The 11,423-nt window shown below is 54.9% G+C and carries 9 protein-coding genes and 1 pseudogene; 6 read left to right on the top strand and 4 right to left on the bottom strand.

The window, feature by feature from the left end:
* Nucleotides 1–315: 315 nt before the first annotated feature.
* Together BXP70_RS27805 and BXP70_RS27800 are read left to right on the top strand one after the other, a co-directional pair.
* A complete protein-coding gene (locus tag BXP70_RS27805) occupies nucleotides 316–885 on the top strand; it encodes a hypothetical protein (RefSeq protein WP_086597396.1) in 570 nt (189 codons plus the stop codon).
* Nucleotides 886–1,044: 159 nt separating this feature from the next.
* Nucleotides 1,045–1,383 carry a hypothetical protein gene (locus tag BXP70_RS27800; protein ID WP_086597395.1) on the top strand — a complete coding sequence of 113 codons (339 nt, stop codon included), beginning with the start codon at nucleotides 1,045–1,047 and terminating at the stop codon, nucleotides 1,381–1,383.
* A gap of 85 nt (nucleotides 1,384–1,468) precedes the next feature.
* On the opposite strand, the gene BXP70_RS27795 is transcribed toward BXP70_RS27800, so the two are convergent.
* The 3 genes from BXP70_RS27795 to BXP70_RS27785 form a co-directional block, all read right to left on the bottom strand.
* Nucleotides 1,469–1,936: an Imm52 family immunity protein gene (locus BXP70_RS27795; protein WP_086597394.1), complete on the bottom strand. Its 468-nt coding sequence runs from the start codon at nucleotides 1,934–1,936 to the stop codon at nucleotides 1,469–1,471.
* 168 nt (nucleotides 1,937–2,104) lie between these two features.
* Nucleotides 2,105–2,464: a DUF2019 domain-containing protein gene (locus BXP70_RS27790; protein ID WP_086597393.1), complete on the bottom strand. Its 360-nt coding sequence runs from the start codon at nucleotides 2,462–2,464 to the stop codon at nucleotides 2,105–2,107.
* Nucleotides 2,465–2,529: 65 nt separating this feature from the next.
* Nucleotides 2,530–2,823, bottom strand: coding sequence for a hypothetical protein (locus BXP70_RS27785; protein WP_086597392.1), 294 nt, complete (start codon nucleotides 2,821–2,823; stop codon nucleotides 2,530–2,532).
* Nucleotides 2,824–3,129: 306 nt separating this feature from the next.
* Between BXP70_RS27785 and BXP70_RS27780 the strand changes: the two genes are divergently transcribed.
* The 3 genes from BXP70_RS27780 to BXP70_RS27770 all read left to right on the top strand — a co-directional run bounded on the left by BXP70_RS27780 (nucleotide 3,130) and on the right by BXP70_RS27770 (nucleotide 5,450).
* A complete protein-coding gene (locus BXP70_RS27780; protein WP_143436746.1) occupies nucleotides 3,130–3,768 on the top strand; it encodes a hypothetical protein in 639 nt (212 codons plus the stop codon).
* 274 nt (nucleotides 3,769–4,042) lie between these two features.
* Nucleotides 4,043–4,648, top strand: coding sequence for a DUF4468 domain-containing protein (locus tag BXP70_RS27775; protein WP_086597390.1), 606 nt, complete (start codon nucleotides 4,043–4,045; stop codon nucleotides 4,646–4,648).
* Nucleotides 4,649–4,781: 133 nt separating this feature from the next.
* Entirely contained in the window at nucleotides 4,782–5,450 is a 669-nt protein-coding gene (locus BXP70_RS27770) for a hypothetical protein (RefSeq protein ID WP_086597389.1), read from the top strand.
* A gap of 107 nt (nucleotides 5,451–5,557) precedes the next feature.
* Here BXP70_RS27770 and BXP70_RS30755 read toward each other — a convergent pair.
* Nucleotides 5,558–5,938, bottom strand: a pseudogene (locus tag BXP70_RS30755) (DUF2750 domain-containing protein).
* Between the two features lie 980 nt (nucleotides 5,939–6,918).
* Between BXP70_RS30755 and BXP70_RS27755 the strand changes: the two are divergent.
* Complete coding sequence (locus tag BXP70_RS27755) at nucleotides 6,919–11,256, top strand: DUF7619 domain-containing protein (RefSeq protein ID WP_179197882.1); 4,338 nt, start codon at nucleotides 6,919–6,921, stop codon at nucleotides 11,254–11,256.
* The last annotated feature ends 167 nt before the right edge of the window (nucleotides 11,257–11,423 follow it).

Here is an 11,423-nt window from a genome sequence, read left to right as displayed (position 1 = left end):
GAACTATTCAGGCTTCCAAAATGAACCCGTGTGGGTCAAGACATAATCTGCGGGGTGGGGCCCCTGTCAATCGCGGACTTTCTCACACGGGTTGCTCTTCGGACACATAAGTTAGGGGAAATGGGTGCCTAGCTCGTGGCGGCCCCAAACGTAGTATGTCAATCAACTTTTTCGAGGATTCGGATCAGCTGACAGGCTGTGTATTTCTAGTTTTTATCTACTTTGAACAGCCTTCATTAATGCAACTACCTTGTAGCGCAAGGACAGTGCAGGCGTGCTACTTCGTAAGGGGCCTATTCTGTCTTTTTCTCTATCATGAAATCGAGCATTGTGCTGTGCGGGCTGCTTATTCTGCTGAGTTGGGCAACACCCCAGCTCGCCCATACGCAAGCCCTGACGCCTGCGCAGCAAGCACGCATCGCCTACTATCGCCTGCATGTCACCCCAACGATCGGGCAACAACGTCGCCGCCTGGAACAGGTGCTCTCGCTCAGCGATAAGCAACTACTCGATTCTATTCACGTGCAACTCTATGCTATCCGCCGCCGCGCGTCGTTGTTGCGCGACCCACTGCCGGATGGGAGCCAACCGATCGTATCTGAGACGGACCAGCAACAGCTGCAGCAATTGCCCCAGCAAGTAAAGCAAGCGATGACACGACTGGATCCACTCCTGACCAAGCACTACGCTTTGTTGGCCGATATTGCCCAGCAACTCGCCGCCGAGAAGGCGTTTTGGTTGGTCAAGCTGGGTAAACTGCCTCCCCTTACCGACAAAAGCCTCGCCACGGACCAGCAGTTGATCAATCATCAACTCAGTCCCGCGGTGCTGCTGCTCTCTGCTGCGCCAAGCGTCAATACGACCACGAAACGACCCTCTCGCTGAGGAGAAATGAGCCTTATTAAACATAATTCGACCTATCGGACTACATTAGCTATCAGTACCGCTTGGAGCTGGTCTTCGAGTGTTTTCCGCATGCGAGAACTGCTTGCATTAGCGTTGGCGTAACCTTTTTCGCTTCCCCTTACCATCCAGCCTTTTCGAATGACTTCCCTTTGGTTCGTCCGCCTGACGCTGCCGTCTCACTCCCTGGGGCTTCGCTTACTCGTGCTCGTGCTGAGCCTGGCGTGGCTCGTGGCCACGAGTGGCAGTGTCTACTTGCTACTCTACATGGCCAGGCGTGTGGGGAGCCTCGGGATACCGACCGCCTGGCTGACAGGGGGCGCCGTGTTCCTAATCGCCATGGCAGGGTATGCCGCGCTGGTTCGCGCGTATCGCTGGACGGGAGTGCCGCTGTTACTGGCCGCCTGTGGGCTGGGCGCCTACCTGCTGTACTGGACCTTCTGGATGGCATTCGTACTCGGGCTGCTGTACCATCGGTAGCCTTAAAGGCGGGAGGCCAGCAGTCCCTTTCCGATCTGGTTTTCCCCTCTTCGCCTAGTTCAACTTCTCGGCCTACTCGTCGACGTTATTGTAGGACGAGCCATTCTGGTTGCCAAGCTCGGCGCAGGAGGTGTTCCAGTTCGGCAATGTTCGCTTTCTCTGCATAGAAAGCTTGAGCAGCGATACTTTCTCTCAAGCGAATCAAACAGTTGTTTGGGAAGTACTTTGTTTCCCGGCTGCCGAGTGCGACACTCAACTGGATTGCCTCCTGCTCCTTGCGGGCGCCATTCCACAAACCCACACGAAAGCTCGTTTCGGGCAAGCTCGCCTCCCCGGCATTTTTAGGGAACACCTGTAAAACAGATGAATAGTCCAACTGCACAGGCTTCAACAAAGCCGCTTGCTTGCTGGGGGCCTTCTCGAACCAGTTGCCATAGAGTTGCGCATTGTGCTGCTGTAACGCCACGAGAAAGGCAGCTAGCTGCTGCACGCACTGCGTCAGCGTTTGCGGCCGGTTATACCAGTAAGCGCCGAGGAATTGGATCGTGTGCATTGCTACTTGTTAGTGGTCACCACGCCGTAATCGGTGCGGTACTCCCAGAAAGGGTAGTACCCTACTGCGAGATCGTATAAGAAGCTTTGTGCACGGTCGGTGTCCGGGAGCCGTAGCTCGGTTGTCCCAGGCAAGTTGCTTGTCGTCATACCCCTTGTTCATTCAGCGTCAATCAGTAGAATCGTCTGGTTGGAGGCGTCCGCTTTGCCACGCCTGTAGCGTCATCTCTGCATTGAAAGCAATGATGCCCGTCTGGGTCGCTATTCGGGTCAACGTGTCGAGTGCTTGTTGCTCCTCATAGGGCAGCAGGTGCGTGGCGGCCCAGCAGGCCACGCTCGGGTTCTGGTCAGCTAACAGGGGAAGCAAGTGTGCCAGGCCTTCGCTACCTGCCCTTCGCAAGGTCAGATAGTGCCGGCTCAACTGTTCATACTGGTGATTGCCCGCCCGGTAATTTCCCTGAGCGGTTGCTTCTCCATGCGCAATGGCGGCTTGTTTATATTGGGCGAGAACAGGGCCTAAAGGATCCATCACCTAATTGTTTTCTAGACCTAGCTCAGGGTCAACTAAGTTAACAGGGAGCGTAGAATCGCTTATCAGAACTGAATTCGTTCTGCCTCAGTATCGAAGCCTAGTTGCTGTAAGGCATTCTTGCAGCTTAATTTATAATCAAGCCAAGCTGAACCATCATAATGAAGCTCCTGCTCAGCAGCCTCGAGCACGGCAATCAGTTGTAGAGCATCATGTTGCGTGAAAGCAGAGCCGCACAGAACCGGATTGATTGCTGCTGCTGCCGCGGCTTCAGGGTGAAAAAGCGCATTATTTTTTCCCATGCCGACAAAATATTCTTCTATAGTCAGTAAGCGCTCTCGCAACTCGGTCTTGAGCATACAGCTCCTATACAAACGTTAGAATATGGGTTCCTAAATCAGACAAAAATAAGAAAGCAGCTTATTGGTCTGCTCCCGACCATTCTCACCATAATGGATCAACGTCATAATTATGGTTGTTGTAAAAGCCGACACTTTCGTATGCTCCCTCCGGAGACAAGCTGGGTTTCGCTGTTCGGTCGCTAGAAAAGGGCTCGCTCAGGAAGGTATTTTGCTTGCTGCTCGATTGTGGCAACAGCCACCTGGGTCATAAACACCCTCGCAGGAAAATGGCCATCCCCACCTAGTAGCGCCGCGTCGCCCGGTGTGGTACGTTCGCTCTACGAAGCATCCATTCTGTATCTACCCGACGCCATGGGACTCGACTATAGTTACGTGCTGCTGATCAAACGAACTGCGGAGCCGTCGTTGCGCACGCATCTTATGGAGGTGGGTTCCCTGACGCAGTTAGCAGCGCCTTTTGGCACGTGTGTTACCCTGGACTTCCCGTTGGATGAAGCACTGGTCGACTACTTAAAAGAGAGGATCCGTGATCACCATGGCGATGCGTGGCCCTGGCGGCTCCTGTTCCAGAAACGAAGTGGATATCCCGCGTACTTTCCCACGCCTACCACCGGGCGAATTGGCTGTATATATCTGGACATCAAGCCAGTGCCCTCGAGTGACTATGCCTTTGTCAGCTTCGATGCGGCGACCTCTCGCATGAGTCAGTTGTTTCAACGCTCGGCGAGCATTAAAAATTGGTTTGTGCACCTGAGCCGCTTCGTGAATGCTAAAGCGGCCTTTCTGGATACAGAAGAACAGGGGTATGAGTTCTTCTACCGCGACGGCGCCAGGATAACGGCGACCCTGACCGAGGAGGGAGAGCTCGTGCAAGCAGCCGCCCGTGACCAGCAAGCGATAAGGGCTATTTACCACGACTACGCCAAGCTATTTTTGCTGTAAGGAATTCGCGTAAAGCCAGCCTCGCAACGGTAGCGCACCACTACTACGGTTGTACAACTTGCATCAGGTGGGAATGAGTTAATGGGCGCTGCTCCCTGCTCCAAGTAAGTGTGGGAATTATGCCATCATAAAGCCTGATAAGACCTGCCTATCAGGCCCTGTTCCTGCCTCTACTTATCATAATGGGACTTCTCGGACCCGTAGACGGTAAGCCTTGGCGGTATTTGTTGGAAGTCTGCTTACGTTTACCTGCCCTCTTTCTAATAGACTATTTATGCGATTGCTCCTGCTTGTTTGCTTGCTCCTCTTCTCTTCCAGCAGGCTCTATGCTCAAGTAACCAATGCGGTCACCTTACCCATCTCCGCGCGCACCCAAAAGGTCACCTATACGGAACGCATACCAACCACAGGAGTAAGCCGAGCAGAGCTGTATGCCCGGGCAAAGGGATGGCTCGCCCAGAGTACATCCCTCACCCATGCGGTGCCTGTGACCGAGAAGAAAGAGGTCGGGGTACTCGTTGCTCGCGCCAAAATGACGATTCCTCTGCTGCAAGCGCGCGCGCGCATCGAGCAGCCGATCGAGTATACCATCGCCATCAATGTCCAGGAGGGCTATTATCAATATCTGCTCTGTGATTACCAAGTGATCGCTGGCGGCAAACACCTCCCCTTGGAGGCACAGCTCACCCCGGCCATGCGGCAAGATCCACAGCACACCTTTACCGTACGGCAGTATGAAACTCAGATCAGCCGACAGTCTACCGCCGTGATGATCATGCTGCAATCAGCCATGCAAAATCCTGCTGCGAGCGCGAAGAAAGAGGATCCACTTGCCCCGTATAAAATAGGATTTCCGAAAGCAGGAAGTCAGAAGCATTAGACGACTACTTTCTCAAAAAAGGTCATTAACATAATTTGTGTTATACGGACATTCTTAGAATCGCACTGATTTTGGCTTCCTGTTTTCCCTCGCTATTTTTGGTACTTTATCCCTGAAGCCTAGCTCACGTGTCATGCCCGTTAAGCCATATCTACCGAGTCTCGTCATCGGTACTTGGCTGCTGAGCCTCGGGTTTGTGTTGCTGACGCTGACTACGCCCCTTGAATTTACGCCGCTTCCCCTCGGCAACCTGCCCCGTTTGGGACTATGGGGGCTTGTTTTTCCGGCTTGCCAGATGCTTTGGCAGCGAACCGGTGTGCTACGAGGGTTATGGCGCACCTTGCCGTGGCTGCTGTGGGGACCGCTGCTAGTGCTACAGAGCGGCTGGTTCCTCCTGCTGCTGCTCTCGTTTGAGCAGAGAGCCATGTTGGAACCCACTACGAGCATGTTTGCTCGTCCGCAGGTATGGCGGACGAAACGAGTCCTCTTCCGCCGCGGCTTGCAAGTAGTAGCCATGCAACAAATAGACCCACTTGAGCTCTATCCTAGGTCTTTTCGTACGGCTCTACTGACGCCCGTATTTCCCGGCTTGCAGTGGGCTACGCGTTTGACGGACAACCAGCTGCTAGATGCCTCGTGGCAGGTGAGTGACTTGGCGGATGTACAAGCCAGCCCCCAAATTGGTCGTCAACTTTTACAGCTGAGTCGCGATTCGACCCTCCACCGCTTGTTACGGCCAAGCATACAGCAAGCGTGGCGGCGTCATCAGGAGGCGGTACGTTATTATCCCCCAGTGAAATGATCGCTGCTCTGCAAGTAAAGTCCTGTTATAACGCTTTCTAAACGTCCATTTGGAAGACGTTATAAGCAACGCTATACGCCCTAACCAAGGCCCTGGGCTGTCACTAACTACTGGTATTGTTCCAGTTCATGCAGCAGATGGTTCTTCATTTCATGTGCTTCCACGACAATGCCTTGTAGGCTTTCGGTAGGAAAAGCTGCCACGTGGATGTTCTGGGTTTGCAACTCATCTAACCAAGAGAGAAACTCCTCCACCGGCATTGCTGCGGTCTGGTAGGCTTGCTACTCGCCCGTTAGAAGCAAAGCAGCAAACGCTTGCTCTGGCCATACGGGAAGCATCGCCTGTCCGGAATCATCGGTGAGCATCGTGATTCCTTCCGGATCTCGAATCAGCCAGATAGCCTCAAAATCAGCCACCTTCCGCAAGAGGTACCCGTAGCGTTCTGGGGCCGGTAAGTTCAGGATCGCTTGGCGTTTGTGCGGATTCATGAGAGACGAGATGAGCGAACGAACTAGGGAGTGCTGTAAGGTATTACGAGCTTAACGAGTAACCAAATAGCCGCTAACCTCTGCTAAATACCAATCGGTAAATAGGACTTGGGGTCTTGGACATTTTGTAAAGGGACTACCACAAGATGTCCAGGGCAACCATCCTTTCACACTCTTTTTTCAAAATATCCTACAAGCTATATCAGGCATTCTCTAGCCCATTGCGCAGCAAACGTAACTTGGCTGTCTTCTACCAAGTAAGATCTGTTTCTCACGCGTTACGGTGCCGTCACGCGCTCGTACCATCAGGAACAGAAGTCTGTGCATCCGGCTGGGTCACCGTCACGGCCCCTACTTGGCAGGCAAATGCCTCCGTCCCGCCTTGCAGCAGGGGACCGCACGGTGAGCAGAATCTTAAAAGTACAAGTGCGTGATTGTAACCTGCGGCGGGGTGTCGCCCTATCCAGTTTGCTGGCTGGTGAGTGCTATAGATGACCGATACTGGGCAGTCAAGAACTGTGCTTCTTGCAGCGGGATAAAGGCAGAAACGCATTAGTGCGCTTACGGTTCTCTACTAGTGGGCCCGGCCCCACCAGCAGGCGCTACAACACAGATAACGGCTTATCTCTTGGCGGTAGATTCAAGTATGCTCGATCGCATGCAGTTATAGAATAATCCTACAAAATCAACTTAGTTCACAACTAAAGCGTTTGTCGGTTTTCCGCAAGCTGTTACCTGCCTTAGCGGACGCTGCTAGTCACCTGAATTGAGGTACTAAGAAACAAAAGAAGAATATAGCGCCGCCCTATTTTATTTATGAGAGCGCGTTCTATCTTTGCTTGCTATCATGATTTTATCCTAAATCATTCTGTTCAGTATTGTGTTGCGCTATGATTAGATTTCTACTTTTCTTTTGTTTGCTGCTCAGCTTCTGCGAACCGGTAGCCTATGCACAATCGAGCAGCTACCACTTGGAAAGAATGCTGGGAACCCCTGTCTGGGGACCTCGGGACGTAGCTGTCGATCGCGAAGGCAACATCTATCTTGCCGACGGGGGGGTAACTAAGCTGGACTCGACCGGACAGTTTGTAACCAGCTTCAAGCCTCTTTCGCCCGCCGCTAGCGTTGAGGCCCTCGCGCTGGATGCGGCGGGCAATGTGTACACGGCCAGTGTTGGCACGAGCGCCCCGAATGACTTGATTCGCAAGCATAGCCCCGACGGGCAGCTATTAATGCATTGTGGCAACAATGGCTATCAGCCTGGGCAGATTTCTATTGTATCCAGTCTGTGCGTAGGGCCAACAGGTATTATTTATGTGGCGGACGGCAACAACAGGCGCCTGTTTCGCTTCGACCAGCAAGGCACTTTGCTCCCAGAAATTAGTCTGCCGAGTATGCCCACTAGCACTTCGTTGGAAGATGTGGATGTGGATGCCGCCGGCAACCTATACCTGCTCTACGACAATGCCTTGGTTACGAAGCTGAGCCCAAGCGGTCAGTTATTGGCCCGGATTTCCTTAGGCAACGCAACGGGCGGCTATCTATACAATCAGGCCAAGGTGCTGTTGCTGGACGCGGCGGGAAACCTGCTGGTTTCCTATTCACAAGCCGGAATTAGCCGCTATAGTCCTAGTGGAACATTGTTGGGGACGATCAGTCAACGCTTTTCCAGTAGTACCCACACGGCCATGGCTTTTGACCAAGCGGGTAATTTGTACGCGACAGACTTTACCCACCAGCAATTTCAGAATCACCTCTATAAGTTTGCCGGCGTAAGTACCTTGCGTCAACGGTGGGGGAATCTTACCTCGCTGGACTATGTGCGCCAGGACGAAGCCGGTAACACGTTTACCTATGATGGCAGCACAGTCCGCAAATACAATGCGGGGGGCCAACTGACGCTGTCCTTCAACGCCAGTGTCGGGGGCAAGTATGTGGGCGGGTTTGCCGTGGATGCCGCCGGTACGATTTACGTGCTTGGCACGAGCGACACGTCCTCGGAACTCATCAAATATACTGCTCAAGGGCAACAGGTACAACGCCTTACCTCCTTTGGCTTTACGCAGGGCTATCAGTACTTCAATGGCCTAGCGGTGGGGGCCAATGGAACGATCTATTTATCCGATAAATACGGGCATCGTATCCGCCGGCTCACTTCTCAGGGCGTGTTGATGGGGACCATTGGGGGGCCCGGTCTGGGGACTGGGCAGTTTCTGCAACCCCGAGCCGTGGCGGTGGACTGGGCGGGCAACGTGTATGTGGCCGACTACGATGGCAAGCGAGTGCAGAAGTTCAATGCGCAGGGACAAGTCATGCAGCAATTTGGTCCCTCCCCCCCGTACAATGGCATTAGCGTTGGCTTAGTCGATCTGGACGTAGACGGCCGCGGCAACGTATACGTGGCGAGCTTCGCGCACGAAGGAAAGATCTTTTCCGCGGACGGCAGCCGGGAGACGCCCATGCCCAGCTACGGCACCGCCGTATCGGTGAACCGATCGGCCACGCGCCTGCTAAGTATGAGAAGCGGCAGCGACGTGGTTCAGTTCTTTGGCTCGGCCCAGCAGCCACCCACCAACCTGATCAGTGGTCAATTGTACCACGACCTCAATCGGAATTGTCAACGCGAGAGCAACGAGCCCGTGCTGAGTAATATGGCCGTTGTCGCGGAGCCCGGCGGGTACTACGGTATGACTGATGAGAACGGTAGCTACGTCTTGGCCGTTGACACCGGACGCTACCAAGTACGCCCGCTTCTTCCTCCCGAGGAAGTGGGACGCCAAGTGCAGCACTCGTGCAGTCCGGCCATAGCTATTGCGTTGCGGACCTACAACAAGGTGGTGAACAAGGTAGACTTTGGCTTGCAGGTCAGCACCAGTCCCTTTTTGCGCGTGAGCATTGCGTCCAATCGCCGCCGCCGATGCTTCCGCAATACGACCACGGTTGCTTATCGAAATGATGGCTACGCGGCAGCAGCTGATGTAGCGGTAGCGGTGGCTTTTCCGCCAGAGGTGGTAGTAGTATCCGCTAACCAGCCCTATACTCGCGACACGCGGGGACATTACTTGTTTCAAGTAGGCTCCCTCGCCGCTGGCGCAGCCGGCACGATTGTTTTGCAGGATTCGGTTGTATGCGGCATTCCTGCACTACGTGGACAGACCGTGTGTACCGAGGCGACGATCACCCCGCGCAACAGCTACCCAGTGCCTCCAACCTGGAGCCAGGCGTCCGTCACGGTGCAGGGTAAAGCAGAGCCAGGTAATCAGGTGCGCTTTGTGGTACGTAATACCGCCGCGACTACGATGAGCGACAGTGCCGCCTTGCGCCTCTACCAGGACGGGGAATTGTCCCTGCTCCACCAGTACCAGCTGGCCGCTGGCGATAGTCTAGTGCTGCGCGTGCCGGCGACACGTCCTGTTGTTCGGCTGGAGGCGGACCAGCCGGCTGGTCATCCTACGCAGCGCGTAGCCAGTCAAACGGTAGAGGTAAGAACACTTAGTACTCCAGGGCAAGCGAATGCGAACATGCGCTCTCAGCCCCCGAATGAACCGGGCCCCGAGACAGCACAGGACTGCCAGCCCATTCTGGACTCCTACGATCCGAATGATAAGCTGGTGGTGCCCACGGGGGTGACCGCACAACACTTTACCCCGACCAATACCCCCTTGCGTTACCAAATTCGCTTCCAGAATACGGGGACCGACGACGCGTACCGTGTCGAAGTGGTTGATACCCTAGCCGCCGAGCTGGACTTGCGTACCCTGCGCGTGAGCGCAGCCTCGCACCCGTACCGGCTCAGCGTACGGGGCCATGGTCGCCCTGTGCTCACCTTTACGTTCGACCGCCTCATGCTGCCGCCTAGTTCGCGCGATGCAGTAGGCAGCAACGGGTTCGTGCAGTTCAGCGTCCAGCCGAAAGCGGGTTTAGCTCCGCAAACTAAGGTTGAGAACTTCGCCGATATCTTTTTTGACTATAATGAGCCTGTCCGCACTAATACCACGGTTAACCGCATCTATGATGTCCCATTAGTCGTGAATCCGGCCGTGCAGGTGCAAGCCCAAAACGTGCTTGTGTCGCCTTCCCTCCAGGCCTTTGTGCCCGCACAAGGGCGGGCGGGTACGCTGGTCACCCTGAGCGGCCAACGCTTTGGGCCAACGGCTGCGGCCAACCGCATCCGCTTTAACGGGGTAGCCGCGCCGGTGCTCACGGCCACGGCCACTTCCCTAACGGTTCGGGTACCGGCGGGGGCAACGCCGGGCCCGATCGAAATCGTAACGGCTGACGGAGCCACGCGCAGCCGAGAACATTTTGTGGCGTATCAGCCTCCCACGCTAACGGCGATGCAGCCTAGTGAAGGAATAGTAGGTAGCCTCGTTACACTCATAGGGACCCACTTCTCGTCGCTGGCTTCGCAGGATACCGTCTGGTTCAATGGCATCCCAGCCTTGGTGCAGTACGCCTCAATGACGTCTCTGCAGGTGATCGTGCCCGCCGGGGCAACATCAGGCGCTATCCAACTCCGTACGCTGGGGGGAGGCGTGACCAGCGCGCAGCCGTTCACCGTCTGGAGTGCACCAACGCTCACTTCCTTTAGCCCAGCCCGTGGCAAAGTGGGGGATTTGCTCACCATTACGGGCACCCATTTTGCGCCGACCCGCACGACTGTTTCGCTGGCCGGTGGTACCGTCTCGCTGGTGCAGGCGACGAGTACGCGTCTGCAGGTGCGGGTTCCTGTGGATGCGCAAACAGGCCAGATCCGGGTTACTACTCCAGGTGGTATGGCGCAGTCTACGGCCGCCTTCACGTTTCTGCCACCGCCTGCTCTGACTTCTTTCTCGCCCGCACAAGGCAGTGTGGGAGAAGTGATTACCTTAACGGGCAGCAACTTCTTGGTGGAGGGTCACCTGGATACGGTCTATATAGGCGATGTGCAAGCCGCTATCCTGGCAACTACCGCCACGAGTGTTACCGTGCGCGTGCCCAGAGGCGCAAGCTCTGGTCCCTGGACCATAGCCGGGACAGGGGGGCGGGTAAACAGTGCTCAGCCCTTTACCGTATTGGATTTGTCGCCCGCAGAAGCCCTACGCGTTTATCCGAGTCCCGCTCCCGGGGCCGTCATACTGGAATGGCAGCAGGCCAATTTTACGCTTGACCAAGTGCACGTCTACAATGCCTTAGGAAAGCTCCTGTTCACAACCACCCTAAGTCAGCAGGGAGAACCACAACAGGAGTTGACGTTTGCTGGTAATCCGAGCGGCTTGTTCTTACTGGTCGTGCATACCTCGCGTGGTCCGGTGACCAAAAAGATCATTTTATACTAGTTGCAGACCAAACCTTAGGAAATCCCTCTGCCACAATAGTTTGTCAGGAAAGGGATAGTTATCAAAGCTAAACCTTAGAGAAAGCTATACCTACATGGCTTGGACATCTTCTTATAGTTCGTGGCTGTTGCAGAAATCCTGACTAGGTATTGGATCGATAGTAGCGG

This window comes from Hymenobacter crusticola (genome assembly GCF_002154225.1).
Lineage (GTDB): Bacteria > Bacteroidota > Bacteroidia > Cytophagales > Hymenobacteraceae > Hymenobacter > Hymenobacter crusticola.
The sequence above is the reverse complement of the archived record's forward strand: the minus strand, read 5'-3'. Positions and strand labels throughout refer to the sequence as shown.

Bases quoted from the DNA above. Each gene is read 5' to 3' on its own strand.
- BXP70_RS27805 (WP_086597396.1), top strand. From the start codon at position 316: ATGAAATCGAGCATTGTGCTGTGCGGGCTGCTTATTCTGCTGAGTTGG.
- BXP70_RS27800 (WP_086597395.1), top strand. From the start codon at position 1,045: ATGACTTCCCTTTGGTTCGTCCGCCTGACGCTGCCGTCTCACTCCCTG.
- BXP70_RS27795 (WP_086597394.1), bottom strand. From the start codon at position 1,936: ATGCACACGATCCAATTCCTCGGCGCTTACTGGTATAACCGGCCGCAA.
- BXP70_RS27790 (WP_086597393.1), bottom strand. From the start codon at position 2,464: ATGGATCCTTTAGGCCCTGTTCTCGCCCAATATAAACAAGCCGCCATT.
- BXP70_RS27785 (WP_086597392.1), bottom strand. From the start codon at position 2,823: ATGCTCAAGACCGAGTTGCGAGAGCGCTTACTGACTATAGAAGAATAT.
- BXP70_RS27775 (WP_086597390.1), top strand. From the start codon at position 4,043: ATGCGATTGCTCCTGCTTGTTTGCTTGCTCCTCTTCTCTTCCAGCAGG.
- BXP70_RS27770 (WP_086597389.1), top strand. From the start codon at position 4,782: ATGCCCGTTAAGCCATATCTACCGAGTCTCGTCATCGGTACTTGGCTG.
- BXP70_RS27755 (WP_179197882.1), top strand. From the start codon at position 6,919: ATGCTGGGAACCCCTGTCTGGGGACCTCGGGACGTAGCTGTCGATCGC.